Origin of the sequence: Pseudomonas sp. Sample_21 (assembly GCF_004307525.1) — a bacterium.
Lineage (GTDB): Bacteria > Pseudomonadota > Gammaproteobacteria > Pseudomonadales > Pseudomonadaceae > Aquipseudomonas > Aquipseudomonas atacamensis.
The window spans coordinates 136,666-152,844 of the sequence record NZ_RCNZ01000115.1 but is presented as its reverse complement, the minus strand read 5'-3'; the positions used below and the strand labels follow the sequence as shown (position 1 = coordinate 152,844).

Here is a 16,179-nt window from a genome sequence, read left to right as displayed (position 1 = left end):
CTACACCGCCACCCTCAACCAGGACACCGACTACCCGACCCTGCAAGGCCGGCACAAGGTCGATGTGGTGATCATCGGCGGCGGTTTCACTGGCGTCGCCACTGCCGTCGAGCTGGCGGAAAAAGGCCTGAAAGTCGCCATCGTCGAAAGCCACAAGATCGGCTGGGGCGCCACCGGGCGCAATGGCGGGCAAGTCACCGGCAGCCTCTCCGGCGACGGCGCGATGCGCAAGCAGATGCGCGCGAAACTGGGCGATGACGTGGACGATTTCATCTGGCATCTGCGCTGGCGCGGGCATGAAATCATCCGCCAGCGCGTCGAGAAATATGCGATCCAGTGCGACCTCAAACACGGCCATTTGCACGCGGCGTACAAGCCGAGCCACATGGTCGGTCTGCGCAAGGATTACGACGAAGCCGTGCGTCGCGGATTGGGCGATGAAGTGAGCCTGCTCGACCGCAGTCAGGTTCGCGACCTGCTGCAAAGCGAGCTCTACCACGGCGCCATCAAGAACACCCGCAACATGCACCTGCACCCGCTCAACCTGTGCATTGGCGAAGCACGCGCAGCCGAAAGCCTGGGCGCGCTGATCTTCGAAAACAGTGAAGTGCTGGAGATCATTCACGGCGACACACCTGGCGTGCGCACCGCTCACGGTCAGATCGACGCCAGTCAGGTGATGCTCGCCGGTGACGTCTATCACAAGCTCGAACCGGGTCAGCTCAAGGGCAAGATCTTCCCGGCCATGGGCGGCATCGTCACCACCGCGCCGCTCGGTGATCTGGCGCAACAGATCAACCCCGAAGACCTCGCCGTGTACGACTGCCGCTTCGTCCTCGATTACTACCGGCTCACCGCCGACGGCCGTTTGCTGTTCGGCGGCGGCGCCAACTACAGCGGCAAGGATTCGCGCGACATCGCTGCGGAACTGCGCCCGTGTATCGAACGCACGTTCCCGGCGCTAAAAGGTGTGGCGATCGATTACCAGTGGAGCTGCGCGATGGGCATCGTCATCAACCGCATCCCGCAAGTGGGCAAGCTCTCGGACAACGTCTGGTATTGCCAGGGCTACTCGGGACATGGCATCGCCACCACGCACATCATGGGCGAGATCATGAGCCGAGCGATCACCGGGCAAATGGAGCAATTCGATACCTTCGCCGCGTGCCAGCACATTCGCGTGCCGATGGGCGACCTGCTGGGCAATCCGTTGCTGGCGGCGGGGATGTGGTATTACCAGATGCTCGAACGGTTGCGCTGAATTCACTGGCCCTATCGCGAGCAGGCTCGCTCCCACATTGGATTTGTGCACGACACAACACCCTGTGGGAGCGAGCCTGCTCGCGAAGAGGCCCTCAAAACCCACACAAACTCAATCCGGCAACTGCTCCACAAAAATCCCCAACCGCCGATAATCCTCGACATTCCCCGACCCCGGATAACGCTCGGTAATCAACCTATGCAGGCGCGTACACGGCGCCACCACAAACGGCTCCACCGCGCCCAGCTTGTCCGCCGTGGTCACCGCAATCACCCGCGTTGCACTGTCGAGCATCGCCTGTTTGATCGGCACTTCATCGAAATGCAGCGAGGTGATGCCGACCTCGGGATGAATCGCACACACCCCGGTAATCGCCAGATCCGCCTTGATCCCCGCCAGCAGTCGCAGCGCTTCCTGACCACTGGCCGACATCGAATGCGGATTCAATTCACCACCCGCCAGAATCACTTTCACGCCTTTGTATTCGGACAAAGCAATCGCCGTCAGTGGGGAAGCGGTCACGGCGGTGATGCGGATATCGGACGGTAACGCGCGCGCCACCTGCAAGGTGGTCGAGCCGGAGTCGAACAGCACAATCTGCCCGTCCTCGATGTGCTGCGCCGCCAATTGCGCCAGGCGCACCTTGACCTCGTCGGTCTCATCCAGACGCGTGAAGTAATCCTTGCCCGAGTCCTTCGGTCGTGGCAACGCCCCGCCATGCACCCGCTGCACCAGTCCGGCGCTGTCCAGCTCGGCGAGGTCGCGGCGGATGGTGTCTTCGGACACTGCGAAATGCTGGCTCAGCTCGGAGGCCATGACCTTGCCGTCACGTTCGAGAAGCAAAAGGATTTTCTGCCGGCGCAGGGACGGCAATTCGGCGATGGAGTGGTCGTGCATGGTTATGCCTGTTTGTGCTTGTAGTTGCAGGTTTCAGCGACACTAGCGAAAGTCTCAGGCAAATACAAACGCAACGGCTATCACAATGCTTTCGATCATTGGAATCAACACGGCGAATTTTTTCTTTGCGCTGCGCCTGTTCACAATGGCCCCACTCTCAAAAGCTCAGGATGAACAGCCCATGAATCTCAATTTCGCCTTCGCCTGCATGATCGTCGTGTCGTTCGCGATTGCCTTGGGCCACGCCTGACCTGCACCAACAACGCCGGGGCAAAATGCAGCAGCACCATCCGGCTCAGATGATGCGTCAGAATAAACACCACATTCAGCCCGCCACCAAACGCGACAATCGCAATCGTCTCGATCGCGCCCGGCATGTACGCCAGCCACAGGGTCAGCGGATCACTGCCCAGCCAGCGCGCGGCCAACTCGGCAAATGCCGCTGCGACGACGATCATCAAGCCGACCGAAACCAGAGCGGTGCGCCCATGACGCGCCAGCTCTGCGATGCCCAGCCCCTGAAACCGTGAGCCGATACGCACGCCAAGAATCAGTGCGGCCAGGTTCAGGCTCCACTCCGGCATGTGAAAGCCGTGCAGCCATCCCGACTTCACAAATACAGCGGTTATGAGAATTGCGGTAAGCATGAATGGCGCCGGGACGCCGACCAGCAACAGCAGGCGGCCGAGCAATACGCTCAGCGCGATGACAGCGAGTGCGATCAGCGCCATGCCTGTGGTCAACGGATCGCTGACCACTTCAGCCACCGCTGCTTGCCCGGGAATGAGCAAACTCACCAGCACGGTGATCAACAGCAGTCGCATGAGATGCACGATGATGACTTTGCTCGAAGCCTTTTCCGACTCAAGCAAATCGAACACTGCGGCCAATGCGCCAGGATAGACCGCCAACAGTGCGTCGGTGCGGTTCCAGCCGGCACCGCGTGTCAGCCACCAGCCAGCAAGGGCGATTTGTACGGTCAGGCAGATCAGCAACACGACAAGGCTGGGCAACATCGTCGTCGCCGTTTCGCTGTCCCATGCTTCGAACATCAGCCCGGTGGCGATGCCCAGCGTGACCTGGATGTAGCCCAGTCCATAAGGAGTTGCCGGGGCGATGCCGGTTTTACTGGCAAACAACGCGGTAACGACAATCGAGCCCAGCAGCAAGCCGTGGGGTACGCCTTCAAACTGCAATAACGCGCCGAAACCGGCCGCAATCAACAAGCACACAATGGATTTCATAGTTCGCCTTCCTGGCTATTTTGTGAGACACCACCATTCCCTGGTAGGAGCTGCCGAAGGCTGCGATCTTTTGGGACGCAGAGCGTCCCCGGCTGCATTCCCACGCAGAGCGTGGGAACGATCAGATCGCAGCCTTCGGCAGCTCCACAGGGGGATTGGCATTCCTATGCGCGAAGGCGTGCAATCGCCCGCCGATATTTCTCGATCCGCTCCAGATCCTCCCAACTCGGCGAGGCGATCCGCGAGATATCGCTGTTCTCTTCCAGATCCGCCAGCTTCACCACCCGGCCAATCGGGTTTTGCGCGGCGCGGTCGACAAAATCCTCGTAGGACTCGCCCGGCACTTTGGTCACTGCCGCGATCGCCGCCAGCACCTCTTCGCTAAAGCCTTCCCCGCGCAAATCATCCAGACTCACCCCGCAATCCTCGACCACATCGTGCAGCACAGCGACGATGCGCTCCTCCAGCGTATTCATGCGCAACATGACTTTCAGCGGATGCAAAATGTACGGCGCCCCGCCCTTGTCCACCTGCCCGGTGTGGGCCGTGGCGGCAATGGCGATGGCGCGTTCGAGGGTTTGGGCCATGGGGATCGAATCCTGCGCTCAATGTTTCTGATTGTTGCGCAGTGTACGCGAAGATCGCTCAGCGCAAACCGATTGAACCTTGCCCGCCCTCGCCGCCTCGAAACCAGACAAGCGCCAAATCATCGATCAGACGCGGCGCCATTGGAGAGGAATTGCCGATGAAAACCCGACTGCTGCTCCTGATCGCCACGTTCGCCATCATCCCCACCTGCGTCATGGCCGAAGGCTGCGACGTGCAGACCCGCTCCTCAAGCGCCTCGGTGCCAGCGGTGGAAACCCACAGCTGCTACGAATACGAAGGCATGCCCGTGGACTCCATCAACTGGTCCTGCAGCAACGAAAGCAAGGACACCCTCAACGCCACCAAGAAAAAAGTCGATCGCTGCGACGACCACTACCAGGCCACCTGCACCGCCGGCCTCACCCAGGAATCCCTGGCCAACCCGCACTCGACCAGCAAAGACAAAAGCGCCAAACCGCTGAACATGCCCGACAACGCCAAAGTCACCACGTATTACTACGACGGTGAGCACCTGGCGCAGGCAAAGATTGATTGTGAGAACAGCGGCGGGAACTGGAAGGCTAAGTAACCTCGGTCATCGAGGATTGCCTGATAGAGAGCCCGGCTTGATGCCGGGCTTGCTGCATCTGCAAACAGCTTCAACCCTCACCAGCACCGCTGCTGGTGCCGCTGTCGTTCGATTGCTTCGAACCACTGGGCTTGGAACCTGCAGGTGTCGAGCCGTCATTGTTGGTGGTATTGCCCTGCGTGCCTTTGGGCACGGTGGCACCGTTGGAATGAATGTCTTCCGGCGCACTCGGATTAGTTTGGCTATTGCCGTCGTTAGCGGTGGGTGCCGGGGTGTCGCTGGCGGCTGTTGCGTAGAGCGAGGTGGCGGATAACAGCGTGGCCAGGGTCAGTGCTGCGAGGTTGGATTTGCGCATGTGGGCGGTTCCTTTGCGGGGGTGAGTTATGCATTGGAAGCGCGTGCGCGGGGAAAATGCGGGAGGGCTGACGAATGGCAGGAAAAACAACCCGCCACCTCGTAAAAGATGCCGGGTCAACAAAAAAATAATGCGTTATCCGATCAGAAATTCGCCGGCGTATTCGCACTGATTATCTCAGCCTCATCCGCGCCGATATTGCGAAACTTATGCGGCAACGTCGTCGGAAAGTAATACCCATCCCCGGCACTCAGCACACTCACCTGCCCGTCCACGGTCAATTCCACCGTGCCGCGCGTGACCAGCCCGCACTCTTCGCCTTCGGCATGTACGATCGGCTCTTCGCCGGAACTGGCGCCGGGGGCGTATTGTTCGCGGAGCAGGCGCATCTGGCGGCTGGGCACCGAGGCGCCGATGAGCAGCAGGCGCAGGCCGTCGCGGCCGAGGTCGGGTTGTTCGTTGGCGCGGAACACGTATTGGTGTTCGCGCGGGGGCTGGTCGAAGGTGAAGAAGTCGGCCAGGGACATCGGTATGCCTTCGAGCAGCTTTTTCAGCGAGCTGACGGAGGGGCTGACGCGGTTCTGTTCGATCAGCGAGATGGTCGCGTTGGTCACGCCGCTACGCCGGGCGAGCTCGCGCTGGGAGAGTTTGTAGCTTTCGCGTACTAGTTTGAGTCGAGAACCCGTATCCATGACAGCCTTATGTAAGAGCGACTTAAGGGCGATGGGGGTGGGTGGCGGGTGACGCGCAGGTCGCGCGGATCACGTTGCTCCCGTGTCCCGGAACCGTGAAAGGCGGCTATTAAATCACGTTTGCCGGTGTTGCTCAGCAGGTTCGATGGATGGTGATCGAAATGAGCTGGCTGGCGATTATTGCGGACAAATAAAAAACTTGTGGGAGCTGGCTTGCCAGCGATTGGATGGCACATTCAACATCCCTTTTGCTGAAAGACCGCAATCGCTGGCAAGCCAGCTCCCACAGGTTTTGTGTGCTGTTTAGGGAAAAACCGGCGGGGTCTTTCGGACCGTCGCCGGTGAGGTCAATCAGACGCCGAAACGGTCGCGCAGGGAATAGTAGACCGCGCCCAGAGCGGTGAGCGGTGCGGAGAAGGTGCGGCCGCCGAGCATCGGCATGTGCGGCAGCGAGGCGAAGGCATTGAAGCGTTCGGCGTCGCCGCGGATCATTTCCGAGATCAGTTTGCCGGCCAGGTGCGAGCAGGTGACGCCGTGGCCGCTGTAGCCCTGCATGTAGTAGGCGTTCTTTTCGATGCGGCCGAATTGCGGCATGCGCGACATGGTCAGCAGAAAGTTGCCGGTCCAGCGGTAGTCGATCTTCACGTCCTTGAGCTGCGGAAAGGTCTTGAGGATCTTCGGCCGGATCAGTTGCTCGATATCGTCCGGCTCCCGCGCGCCGTAGACCACACCACCACCGTAAAGCAGGCGGTTGTCAGCGGTGAGGCGGTAGTAATCCAGCAGGTAGTTGCAGTCTTCGACGCAATAGTTGTTGGTGATCAGACTGCGTGCCTGCTGCTCGGTCAGCGGTTCGGTGACGACGATCTGCGAGCCGCACGGCATGCTTTTCGCGGTGACGCGGTTGTCAAGGCCTTGCGGCAGGTAGGCGTTGCCGGCGATCAGCAGGTATTTGGCGCGGACCAGGCCTTTGGCAGTGCGCACGGTGATCGGCTCGCCATAGGTAATTTCGACCGCCGCCGACTGTTCGTAGATCTTGCCGCCCAAACGCACGATGGCGGCGGCTTCCCCTAGCGCCAGATTCAACGGATGGACGTGGCCACCCTGCATGTCCAGCAAGCCGCCAACGTAAGCGTCGGAACCCACTTCGCGACGAATATCCGCTGCATCGAGCATCTTCAGATTGCGGTTGCCGTAGCGTTCCCAGTTGCGCTTCTGCTCGGCCAGGCCGTTGAGCTGTTTCTTGTTCATCGCTGCGAAAATACCGCCCGGGCGGTAGTCGCACTTGATGTCGTAATCCTTGATGCGCGAACGAATGATATCGGCGCCTTCGAAGATCATGCTGCCGAGGATTTCTGCAGTCTTGTCGCCGTAGCGCTCTTCGATGACATCGACGTCGCGGCTGTAGGAGTTGACCAGTTGCCCGCCATTGCGACCGCTGGCGCCATAGCCGACTTTCGCCGCTTCCAGCACGGTGACTTTGTAGCCGGCTTCGCTGAGGAACAGCGCCGAGGACAGACCGGTATAACCGGCGCCGATGATGCAGACGTCGCAATCCAGCGCTTCTTCGAGAATCGGGAAGTCGATGACTTCGTTGCGGGTGGCGGCGTAGTAGCTGTTTACGTGTTGCTGTTTCATAGGTTTCTCCGAGGGCCGCCAACCAAGGGCGGCCGCCGCTGTAAAAGAGTCAGAGCTTGATCCAGGTCGCTTTCAGTTCGGTGTACTTGTCGAACGCATGCAGCGATTTGTCGCGGCCATTGCCCGATTGTTTGAAGCCACCGAATGGCGCGGTCATGTCGCCGCCGTCGTACTGGTTGACCCAGACGCTGCCGGCGCGCAGGCCGCGGGCGAAGGTGTGCGCCTTGCTCAGGTTGCTGGTCCACACCCCGGCGGCGAGGCCGAAGATGCTGTCGTTGGCGATCTGCAGCGCTTCTTCGGCAGTGTCGAAGGTGATCAGCGAAAGCACCGGGCCGAAGATTTCTTCCTGAGCAATGGTCATCGCGTTGGTCACGCCGTCGAAAATCGCTGGCTGCACGTAGAGTCCGCCGGTTTCTTCGAGGGTGCGTTGGCCGCCGGCAATCAACTCGGCGCCCTGCTCGCGGCCGATGCTGATGTAGCGCAGCACGTTGTCGAGCTGACGCTGGTCGACCACGGCGCCGACGGTGGTCGCCGGATCCAGGGCGTGCCCCGGTTTCCACGCTTGCAGCGCTTCCACCAGCAGCGGGATGAACTGCTCGCGAATCGAGCGCTCGACCAGCAGACGCGAGCCGGCAGTGCAGACTTCGCCCTGGTTGAAGGCGATGGCACTGGCCGCCGCTTGAGCAGCTGCGCGCAGATCCGGTGCGTCGGCGAATACCACGTTCGGACTTTTGCCGCCGGCCTCAAGCCAGACGCGTTTCATGTTGCTCTGCCCGGCATAGATCATCAGCTGCTTGGCGATCGCCGTGGAGCCGGTGAAGGCCAGCACGTCGACGTCCATGTGCAACGCCAGCGCCTTGCCGACGGTGTGGCCGTAGCCCGGCAGCACGTTGAACACGCCCCTTGGAATACCCGCCTCCAGCGCCAGTTGCGCGATGCGGATGGCGGTCAGCGGTGATTTTTCCGAAGGCTTGAGGATGAACGAGTTTCCCGCCGCCAGCGCCGGGGCGAATTTCCAGCTGGCCATGATCAGCGGAAAATTCCACGGCACGATGGCGGCGACCACACCCGAGGGTTCGCGAGTGACGAGGCCAAGTTGGTCGTGCGGCGTGGCGGCGACTTCGTCGTAGATCTTGTCGATGGCCTCGGCGCTCCAGCGGATCGCGTTGGCGGTCGCCGGGATGTCGATGTTCATCGAATCGCTGATAGGCTTGCCCATGTCGAGGGTTTCCAGCAGTGCCAGTTCTTCCTGGTGCTGCTGGATCAGATCGGCGAAGCGGATCAGCACGCGCTTGCGCTCGGCCGGGGCTTTTTTCGCCCAGATGCCAGAGTTAAAGGAGTGGCGCGCGGCTTCGACTGCGAGGTTGGCGTCGGCTTCATCGGTGCTGGCGACGGCGGCAAGAAAGCGGCCATCGACCGGGCTCAGGCATTCGAAGGTGTCGCCGCTGATCGCCGGGCGGTATTCACCGTCGATGAAGGCGCGGGATTCGATGGACAGGGACTGGAAGCGTTGTTCCCAGTCGTTGCGGGTTGTGGTCATTGTTTTGAGCTCGACAAGGGGGAATTTGGGGGTTGGTCTGGTTGCTTTGCCTGGCCGGGAATCGCTGCCCTCACCCTAGCTCTCTCCCAGAGGGAGAGGGGACCGATCGGGGGATGTCTGGTAACTGCGCCGACCTGAAAAATCTTTGCCGAATCCATCATCGACTGGATCATTCAGGCCGCCGGAAATCTCCAGACGACGCGGTCAGTCCCCTCTCCCTCCGGGAGAGGGTTAGGGTGAGGGGCTTTTGATCTTCAGACCGTATGCAGATACCAGTTGTACTCAAGGTCTGAGATCGAGTTCTCGAACTCGGCCAGCTCGCTTTCCTTGCACGCGACGAACACGTCGATGTACATCGGGTCGATGTAGCGGGCCATGACTTCGCTGTCGTCGAGCTCACGCAAGGCGTCGCGCAGGTTGTTCGGCAGGCTCTGCTCGTTCTGCTCGTAGCTGTTGCCTTCGACCGGGGCGCCGGGCTCGATCTGGTTGGTCAGGCCGTGGTGAATGCCGGCCAGCACCGACGCCATCAGCAGGTACGGGTTGGCATCGGCACCGGCGACGCGGTGTTCGATGCGCACGGCATCCGCTGAACCGGTCGGCACGCGCACGGCCACGGTGCGGTTGTCGATGCCCCAGCTCGGCGAGTTCGGCACATAGAATTGCGCGCCGAAGCGGCGGTACGAGTTGACGTTCGGGCAGAGGAACGCCATTTGCGCCGGCAGGGTCTCGAGCACACCGCCGATCGCGTGACGCAGTGCGGCGTTCTGCTCGGGATCCTCGCTGGCGAAGATGTTGTTGCCTTCTTTATCCAGAATCGAAATGTGCACGTGCAAACCATTGCCGGCCTGGCCCGGATAAGGCTTGGCCATGAAGGTCGTGTCCATCTCGTGGTCGTAGGCGATGTTCTTCACCAGACGCTTGAGCAGGACCGCGTAATCGCACGCCTTGATCGGGTCGGAGACGTGATGCAGGTTGACTTCGAACTGCGCCGGGGCGCTTTCCTTGACGATCGCATCAGCGGGAATGCCCTGCTCTTTCGCGCCTTCGAGGATGTCTTGCAGGCAGTCGACGTATTCGTCGAGGTCGTCGATCAGGTAAACCTGGGTCGACACCGGACGCTTGCCGGATACCGGTGAACGTGGCGATTGCGGACGGCCATTCACGTTGTCCTGGTCGATCAGGTAGAACTCGAGTTCGAACGCCGCGCAGATGGTCAGGCCGAGGTCGTCGAATTTGCGCACAACGTTGGCCAGCACTTCACGCGGGTCGGCGAAGAACGGCTGGCCTTCGATCTCGTGCATGGTCATCAGCAGTTGAGCGGTCGGGCGTTTTTGCCACGGCTCGATGCTCAGGGTGCCGGGGATCGGATAACAGATGCGATCGGCATCGCCGATATCCAGGCCCAGGCCGGTGCTTTCCACCGTCGAGCCGTTGATGTCCAGCGCAAAGAGCGACGCCGGCAGGTTGATGCCTTTTTCGTACACCTTATGAAGACTGGTGCGTTCGATGCGCTTGCCGCGCACCACACCGTTCATATCCGCAATCAGAAGGTCGACGTACAAAACCTCAGGATATTTCTTAAGGAATGCGTTGGCTTCGTTGAGTTGAACGGTACGCAGAGGGACCGACATGATGCACCTATTTAGCTGTTAATTATTATGTTCACCACTGTGTTGCGCAGCCAGTCAATCCGAAAGGCAAAGTGAAGTCAATAGCGAACACCCTGCCCTGCAGCCTTTATTTTTCGGGCCTTTCTTAACACTCTCGTGCCATATCCGCCGGCAAACCCCGGTAAACCTGAGCGATTTGATGAACGGCGTTTAGAATTTTTTACATGGCAGTTGTTAATTAAAATCAACGAGGCTAAGCTCCGGAAAAGCTCGTTCAAGTGACAGACTTCGAGGTGAATAAAAATGGCATTCAAGCCATTGATCGGCGTTACTGCGTGCGTCAAACAGATTGGCCTGCACCCCTATCACATCAGCGGCGACAAGTACGTACGTGCTGTCAGCGTTGGCGCTGAAGGGTTGCCGGTGGTCATTCCTTCCCTCGGCAACCTGACTGAAATCGATGACCTGCTCGGTCAGCTCGACGGTCTGTTGCTCACCGGCTCTCCCTCGAACGTGGAGCCCTTCCACTATCAAGGCCCGGCCAGCGCCCCCGGCACGGATCATGATCCGGCCCGCGACGCCACCACCCTTCCTTTATTGCGTGCAGCCATCGCGGCGGGCGTTCCGGTGCTCGGCATCTGCCGTGGCTTCCAGGAAATGAACGTGGCCTTCGGCGGCAGCCTGCATCAAAAGGTGCACGAGCTGCACGGCATGCTCGATCACCGTGAAGCCGACAGCCCGGATGTGGCGGTGCAATACGCCCCGGCCCATGCGGTCAGCGTGATCGCTGGCGGTGTGTTCGAAGCGCTGGAGCTGCCCGACGAATTTCAGGTCAATTCGATTCACAGTCAGGGCATCGACCGCCTCGCCCCCGGGCTGCGTGCTGAAGCCGTGGCGCCGGACGGTTTGATCGAAGCGATCTCGGTCGAGCACAGCCCGACCTTCGCCCTCAGCGTGCAATGGCACCCGGAATGGCAGGTGCTGGACAACCCGAACTACCTGAAGATTTTCCAGGCGTTCGGCGCAGCGTGCCGGCAACGGGCGGCGAAGCGCAGTCAGCGCTGACGCAATCCCAGACTCGATAACGATTTACTGCCCCCACGGCGGGCGGGTGTGCGTTTGCACATCCGCCCGTCGTGAACTGCAACACCCGTGATAACAACAAGTACGACCCAGGCAGCCAGGACGGCGGCGCCGAACAAGCCGGATCGGTACGGACAAAGGCCACTCAGGTCAACGCATATCCCCTGTGGGAGCGAGCCTGCTCGCGAAAGCGGTGTATCAGCAAACGATGATGTCGACTGACACTCCGTATTCGCGAGCAGGCTCGCTCCCACAGGTTCTGCGCCAGCTGACAGGCATTCCGGACCGCTCCGCAATCCACTTAAGCCCGGCCACATTGGCCAGGCACACGACACCTGTTGGGAGTTTCACATGGCAAACGCCTCCAGCACATACCGCAAGGCACTCGAAGGTCAGCAGCAACCGAAAAAGGTGCTGGTGAAAGTCGATCGTGTCACCAAGAAGTTCGACGAAACCGTGGCCGTGGACGATGTGTCCCTGGAGATCCATCAGGGCGAAATCTTCGCGCTGCTGGGCGGTTCCGGTTCGGGCAAATCGACTCTGCTGCGCATGCTCGCCGGTTTCGAGCGGCCGACCGAGGGGCGGATTCTGCTCGATGGCGTGGACATCACCGACATGCCGCCGTACGAGCGGCCGATCAACATGATGTTCCAGTCCTACGCGCTGTTCCCGCACATGACCGTGGCACAGAACATCGCCTTCGGCCTCAAACAGGACCGTTTGCCGGCCAGCGAAATCGATGCCCGCGTCGAAGAAATGCTGCGTCTGGTGCACATGACCCAATACGCCAAGCGCCGCCCGCACCAGTTGTCCGGCGGCCAGCGGCAGCGCGTGGCGCTCGCCCGCTCGTTGGCCAAACGGCCGAAGCTGTTGCTGCTCGACGAGCCGATGGGTGCGCTGGATAAAAAGCTGCGTTCGCAGATGCAGCTTGAGCTGGTGGAAATCATCGAGCGCGTCGGCGTGACCTGCGTGATGGTGACCCACGACCAGGAAGAAGCCATGACCATGGCCCAGCGCATCGCGATCATGCACCTGGGCTGGATCGCGCAGATCGGCAGCCCGGTGGACATTTATGAAGCGCCGGTCAGCCGCATGGTCTGCGAATTCATCGGTAACGTGAACGCCTTTGACGGCACCGTGGTGGAAGATCTGGAAGGCCACGCGATCATTCACAGCCCCGACTTGCAACAGAAGATCTACGTCGGTCACGGCGTCAGCACGTCGGTGCAGGATAAGTCGATCACCTACGCCATCCGCCCGGAAAAAATGCTCGTCAGCACCACCCAACCGGAGTTCCGCTACAACTGGTCCGAAGGCAAGGTCCACGACATCGCTTACCTCGGCGGCCACTCTGTGTTTTACGTCGAGCTGCCCGGCGGCAAGATCGTCCAGTCGTTCATGGCCAATGCCGAACGCCGTGGCGCGCGGCCGACCTGGGACGACAAGGTCTACGTCTGGTGGGAAGATGACAGCGGCGTGGTGCTGCGCTCATGAGAACTTTCAATCAGCAATTCTTGCGCCTGGTGCCCAGCGGACGAAAACTGGTGATCGGCATTCCGTTCATCTGGCTGTTCCTGTTCTTCATGCTGCCGTTCTTTCTGGTGATGAAGATCAGCTTCTCGGAAGCCGCGCTGTCGATCCCGCCGTACTCGGAGATCTACACCTTCGCCGAACAGAAATTCCAGCTGCTGCTGAACATCGGCAACTACACCCTGCTCGGCGAAGACGAGCTGTACCTGTCGGCGTACCTCGGCTCGCTGAAAGTCGCGGCACTGAGCACGCTGATGTGCCTGGTGATCGGTTTCCCGATGGCCTACGCGATCACCAAGACCGGCAAGGAAACGCAAAACGTCCTGCTGCTGTTGATCATGATGCCGACCTGGACGGCGATCCTGATCCGCGTGTATGCGTGGATGGGCATCCTCAGCAACAACGGTCTGCTCAACGGGTTCCTGATGTGGACCGGGCTCACCGATCACCCGATCGAGATCCTCAACACCAACACTGCGGTGTACATCGGCGTGGTCTACGCGTATCTGCCGTTCATGGTGCTGCCGCTCTACGCCAACCTCGTCAAGCACGACAACAGCCTGCTGGAAGCCGCGCAGGATCTGGGTTCGAGCAACTTCAACAACTTTTGGAAAATCACCGTGCCGCTGGCCAAGAACGGCATCATTGCCGGTTGCATGCTGGTGTTCATTCCGGTGGTCGGCGAGTTCGTGATTCCAGAACTGCTGGGTGGCCCGGAGACGCTGATGATCGGTCGCGTGCTGTGGCAGGAGTTCTTCAATAACCGCGACTGGCCGGTGGCTTCTGCGCTGGCGGTGGTGATGCTGTTGATCCTGATTGTGCCGATTCTGCTGTTCAACCGCAGCCAGGCCAAAGAGATGGAGGCACGGGGATGAAACGCTTCAACTTTTCCAAATTCATGCTGATCTTCGGCTTGATGTTCATTTATCTGCCGATGCTGATTCTGGTGATCTACTCGTTCAACGCCTCGAAACTGGTGACGGTGTGGGGTGGCTGGTCGATCAAGTGGTACGTCGGCCTGCTCGACAACTCGCAACTGATGGGCTCGGTGCTGCGCTCGCTGGAAATCGCCTGCTACACCGCGATCGCTGCGGTGGCGCTGGGTACCCTGGCAGCGTTCGTGCTGACGCGCATCACCCACTTCAAGGGCCGCACGCTGTTTGGCGGCCTGGTGACTGCGCCACTGGTGATGCCGGAAGTGATCACCGGTCTGTCGCTGTTGCTGCTGTTCGTGGCCATGGCGCAGATGATCGGCTGGCCGCAGGAGCGCGGCATCGTCACCATCTGGATCGCCCACACCACCTTTTGTGCAGCCTATGTGGCGGTGGTAGTCTCCGCGCGCCTGCGGGAGCTGGATCTGTCGATCGAAGAAGCGGCGATGGACCTCGGCGCCAAACCATTCAAAGTGTTTTTCCTCATCACCATTCCAATGATCGCGCCGTCGCTGGCCGCCGGCGGGATGATGTCGTTTGCCTTGTCGCTGGATGATCTGGTGCTGGCGAGTTTTGTCTCCGGGCCGGGCTCGACGACGCTGCCGATGGAAGTGTTCTCGGCGGTGCGCCTGGGCGTGAAGCCCGAGATCAACGCCGTGGCCAGCCTGATTCTGCTGGCAGTGTCGCTGGTGACTTTCCTGGTCTGGTATTTCGGCCGCAAGGCAGAAGCGAACCGCAAACGGGCGATTCAGGAAGCGATGGATCAGACCGCAAACGAGTCGTGGCAACAGCCGGCAGCGGCGACTGCCTGAGCAACACCGATGAACAACTGTGGCGAGGGGATTTATCCCCGTTGGGCTGCGAAGCGGCCCCTGCAGTTCTACCTGAAGACTCCGTATTCAGGTTTTGCGACTGCTTCGCAGCCGAGCGGGGATAAATCCCCTCGCCACAAGGTTCAAGTGCACCGAGCTTTTGTTTTGTTGAATAAGAAGAAGGGAGTTGTACCGATGAAAATGTTTGGCAGGACTCTGCTGACACTGTCCTTAATGGGCGCGATGGTCATGGGCGCCCAGGCCAACGACAAGGTGCTGCGTGTTTACAACTGGTCCGATTACATCGCGCCGGACACCGTGAAAAAGTTCGAAGACGAGACCGGCATTCGCGTGACCTACGACGTCTTCGACAGCAACGAAACCCTGGAAGCGCGCCTGCTCGCGGGCAAATCCGGCTACGACATCGTGGTGCCGTCGAACAGTTTTCTGGCCAAGCAGATCAAGGCCGGCGTCTACCAGCCGCTGGACAAATCGAAGCTGCCGAACTGGAAGAATCTCAACCCGGTGCTGCTGAAAAACGCCGCCGCCAGTGATCCGGACAACGCGCACGCGTTCCCGTACATGTGGGGTTCGATCGGCATCGGTTTCAATCCGGCGAAGGTCAAGGAAGTACTCGGCGCCAACGCCCCGACCAACTCCTGGGACTTGCTGTTCAAACCGGAGAACGCGGAAAAGCTCAAAGCCTGCGGCATCAGCTTCCTCGATTCGCCAACCGAAATGCTCCCGGCCGCCCTGCACTATCTGGGCTATCCGGTGAACGACAAGGACAAGGCGCACATTGCCGAGGCCGAAGCGCTGTTCATGAAAATCCGCCCTTACGTGGCGTACTTCCACTCCTCGAAGTACATCTCCGATCTGGCCAACGGCAACATCTGCGTGGCGGTGGGTTACTCCGGCGACGTCCTGCAGGCCAAGGCCCGCGCAGTGGAATCGGGCAACAACGTGGTGATCGACTACAGCATTCCCAAGGAAGGCGCCGGCAGTTTCTACGACATGGTCGCCATCCCCCGTGATGCGGCGAACGTCGACAATGCCTACCTGTTCATGGACTTCCTGATGCGCCCGGACATCATCGCCGAAGTCACCAACAGCATCGGCTACAGCAACGCCAACGCAGCGGCCACGCCACTGGTGGACGAAGCGATCCGCAACGAACCGGGCTCGTATCCGTCGCAAGCGGTGATGGCGACGTTGTATGCAGTGCCGGATCAGCCGATTGCCACGCAGCGGATCATGACGCGCGGCTGGACGCGGGTGAAGCTCGGTAAATAAAAACACCGATGATCAAAATGTGGGAGCGAGCCTGCTCGCGAAGGCGGTAGGACAGGCGACGAAAATATTGGGTGTGCCGACGCTTTCGCGAGCAGGCTCGCTCCCACAATGAAGCAAT

15 protein-coding genes are annotated in these 16,179 nt (G+C 60.3%); 7 read left to right on the top strand and 8 right to left on the bottom strand.

Features of this window, described 5'->3' with window-relative positions; genetic code table 11:
• On the top strand, window positions 1-1,261 hold a 1,261-nt coding region (locus tag D8U71_RS22675; RefSeq protein WP_130888730.1), incomplete at its 5' end, for an FAD-binding oxidoreductase.
• A gap of 111 nt (window positions 1,262-1,372) precedes the next feature.
• Here the strand turns inward: D8U71_RS22675 and D8U71_RS22670 are convergent.
• The 3 genes from D8U71_RS22670 to D8U71_RS22660 form a co-directional block, all read right to left on the bottom strand.
• Entirely contained in the window at window positions 1,373-2,158 is a 786-nt protein-coding gene (locus D8U71_RS22670; RefSeq protein ID WP_125926911.1) for a DeoR/GlpR family DNA-binding transcription regulator, read from the bottom strand.
• 188 nt (window positions 2,159-2,346) lie between these two features.
• Window positions 2,347-3,402: an AbrB family transcriptional regulator gene (locus tag D8U71_RS22665; RefSeq protein WP_125926909.1), complete on the bottom strand. Its 1,056-nt coding sequence runs from the start codon at window positions 3,400-3,402 to the stop codon at window positions 2,347-2,349.
• A gap of 164 nt (window positions 3,403-3,566) precedes the next feature.
• Window positions 3,567-3,989, bottom strand: a complete 423-nt coding sequence (locus tag D8U71_RS22660; protein ID WP_024013327.1) for an HD domain-containing protein — start codon at window positions 3,987-3,989, stop codon at window positions 3,567-3,569.
• Window positions 3,990-4,147: 158 nt separating this feature from the next.
• Here D8U71_RS22660 and D8U71_RS22655 point away from each other — a divergent pair, with 158 nt between their 5' ends.
• Window positions 4,148-4,579 (top strand): hypothetical protein, encoded by a 432-nt coding sequence (locus tag D8U71_RS22655; RefSeq protein ID WP_130888729.1) that lies wholly within the window; start codon window positions 4,148-4,150, stop codon window positions 4,577-4,579.
• A 70-nt stretch (window positions 4,580-4,649) separates the two neighbouring features.
• Here D8U71_RS22655 and D8U71_RS22650 read toward each other — a convergent pair whose 3' ends face one another.
• The 5 genes from D8U71_RS22650 to D8U71_RS22630 form a co-directional block, all read right to left on the bottom strand.
• Window positions 4,650-4,934, bottom strand: coding sequence for a hypothetical protein (locus D8U71_RS22650; RefSeq protein ID WP_073471230.1), 285 nt, complete (start codon window positions 4,932-4,934; stop codon window positions 4,650-4,652).
• Window positions 4,935-5,077: 143 nt separating this feature from the next.
• Window positions 5,078-5,626 (bottom strand): cupin domain-containing protein, encoded by a 549-nt coding sequence (locus D8U71_RS22645; protein WP_130888728.1) that lies wholly within the window; start codon window positions 5,624-5,626, stop codon window positions 5,078-5,080.
• A 351-nt stretch (window positions 5,627-5,977) separates the two neighbouring features.
• Window positions 5,978-7,261, bottom strand: a complete 1,284-nt coding sequence (locus D8U71_RS22640; RefSeq protein ID WP_024013330.1) for an FAD-binding oxidoreductase — start codon at window positions 7,259-7,261, stop codon at window positions 5,978-5,980.
• A 49-nt stretch (window positions 7,262-7,310) separates the two neighbouring features.
• A complete protein-coding gene (locus D8U71_RS22635) occupies window positions 7,311-8,801 on the bottom strand; it encodes an aldehyde dehydrogenase (RefSeq protein WP_130888727.1) in 1,491 nt (496 codons plus the stop codon).
• A 254-nt stretch (window positions 8,802-9,055) separates the two neighbouring features.
• Window positions 9,056-10,432, bottom strand: a complete 1,377-nt coding sequence (locus tag D8U71_RS22630; protein WP_007918694.1) for a glutamine synthetase family protein — start codon at window positions 10,430-10,432, stop codon at window positions 9,056-9,058.
• A 282-nt stretch (window positions 10,433-10,714) separates the two neighbouring features.
• Between D8U71_RS22630 and D8U71_RS22625 the strand changes: the two genes are divergently transcribed.
• The 5 genes from D8U71_RS22625 (at window position 10,715) to D8U71_RS22605 (ending at window position 16,061) form a co-directional block, all read left to right on the top strand.
• Window positions 10,715-11,476 (top strand): gamma-glutamyl-gamma-aminobutyrate hydrolase family protein, encoded by a 762-nt coding sequence (locus D8U71_RS22625; protein ID WP_130888726.1) that lies wholly within the window; start codon window positions 10,715-10,717, stop codon window positions 11,474-11,476.
• A 369-nt stretch (window positions 11,477-11,845) separates the two neighbouring features.
• Entirely contained in the window at window positions 11,846-12,988 is a 1,143-nt protein-coding gene (gene potA, locus D8U71_RS22620; protein WP_024013333.1) for a polyamine ABC transporter ATP-binding protein, read from the top strand.
• On the top strand, window positions 12,985-13,899 hold the full coding sequence (locus D8U71_RS22615) for an ABC transporter permease subunit (protein WP_024013334.1): 915 nt from the start codon (window positions 12,985-12,987) through the stop codon (window positions 13,897-13,899). Before potA ends, D8U71_RS22615 begins: the two co-directional genes overlap by 4 nt.
• The gene (locus D8U71_RS22610; protein ID WP_130888725.1) at window positions 13,896-14,768 is read left to right on the top strand and encodes an ABC transporter permease subunit; all 873 of its coding nucleotides are present in this window, start codon (window positions 13,896-13,898) and stop codon (window positions 14,766-14,768) included. The genes D8U71_RS22615 and D8U71_RS22610 overlap by 4 nt, the downstream gene beginning before the upstream one ends.
• Window positions 14,769-14,963: 195 nt before the next feature.
• A complete protein-coding gene (locus D8U71_RS22605; protein ID WP_095182000.1) occupies window positions 14,964-16,061 on the top strand; it encodes a polyamine ABC transporter substrate-binding protein in 1,098 nt (365 codons plus the stop codon).
• The last annotated feature ends 118 nt before the right edge of the window (window positions 16,062-16,179 follow it).

What these genes read in the sequence shown, in the direction of transcription:
- D8U71_RS22640 (WP_024013330.1), bottom strand. Translation starts at nt 7,261, where the DNA reads ATGAAACAGCAACACGTAAACAGCTACTACGCCGCCACCCGCAACGAA.
- D8U71_RS22660 (WP_024013327.1), bottom strand. Translation starts at nt 3,989, where the DNA reads ATGGCCCAAACCCTCGAACGCGCCATCGCCATTGCCGCCACGGCCCAC.
- D8U71_RS22635 (WP_130888727.1), bottom strand. Translation starts at nt 8,801, where the DNA reads ATGACCACAACCCGCAACGACTGGGAACAACGCTTCCAGTCCCTGTCC.
- D8U71_RS22630 (WP_007918694.1), bottom strand. Translation starts at nt 10,432, where the DNA reads ATGTCGGTCCCTCTGCGTACCGTTCAACTCAACGAAGCCAACGCATTC.
- D8U71_RS22655 (WP_130888729.1), top strand. Translation starts at nt 4,148, where the DNA reads ATGAAAACCCGACTGCTGCTCCTGATCGCCACGTTCGCCATCATCCCC.
- D8U71_RS22615 (WP_024013334.1), top strand. Translation starts at nt 12,985, where the DNA reads ATGAGAACTTTCAATCAGCAATTCTTGCGCCTGGTGCCCAGCGGACGA.
- D8U71_RS22645 (WP_130888728.1), bottom strand. Translation starts at nt 5,626, where the DNA reads ATGGATACGGGTTCTCGACTCAAACTAGTACGCGAAAGCTACAAACTC.
- D8U71_RS22670 (WP_125926911.1), bottom strand. Translation starts at nt 2,158, where the DNA reads ATGCACGACCACTCCATCGCCGAATTGCCGTCCCTGCGCCGGCAGAAA.
- D8U71_RS22605 (WP_095182000.1), top strand. Translation starts at nt 14,964, where the DNA reads ATGAAAATGTTTGGCAGGACTCTGCTGACACTGTCCTTAATGGGCGCG.
- D8U71_RS22665 (WP_125926909.1), bottom strand. Translation starts at nt 3,402, where the DNA reads ATGAAATCCATTGTGTGCTTGTTGATTGCGGCCGGTTTCGGCGCGTTA.
- D8U71_RS22650 (WP_073471230.1), bottom strand. Translation starts at nt 4,934, where the DNA reads ATGCGCAAATCCAACCTCGCAGCACTGACCCTGGCCACGCTGTTATCC.
- D8U71_RS22610 (WP_130888725.1), top strand. Translation starts at nt 13,896, where the DNA reads ATGAAACGCTTCAACTTTTCCAAATTCATGCTGATCTTCGGCTTGATG.
- potA (WP_024013333.1), top strand. Translation starts at nt 11,846, where the DNA reads ATGGCAAACGCCTCCAGCACATACCGCAAGGCACTCGAAGGTCAGCAG.
- D8U71_RS22625 (WP_130888726.1), top strand. Translation starts at nt 10,715, where the DNA reads ATGGCATTCAAGCCATTGATCGGCGTTACTGCGTGCGTCAAACAGATT.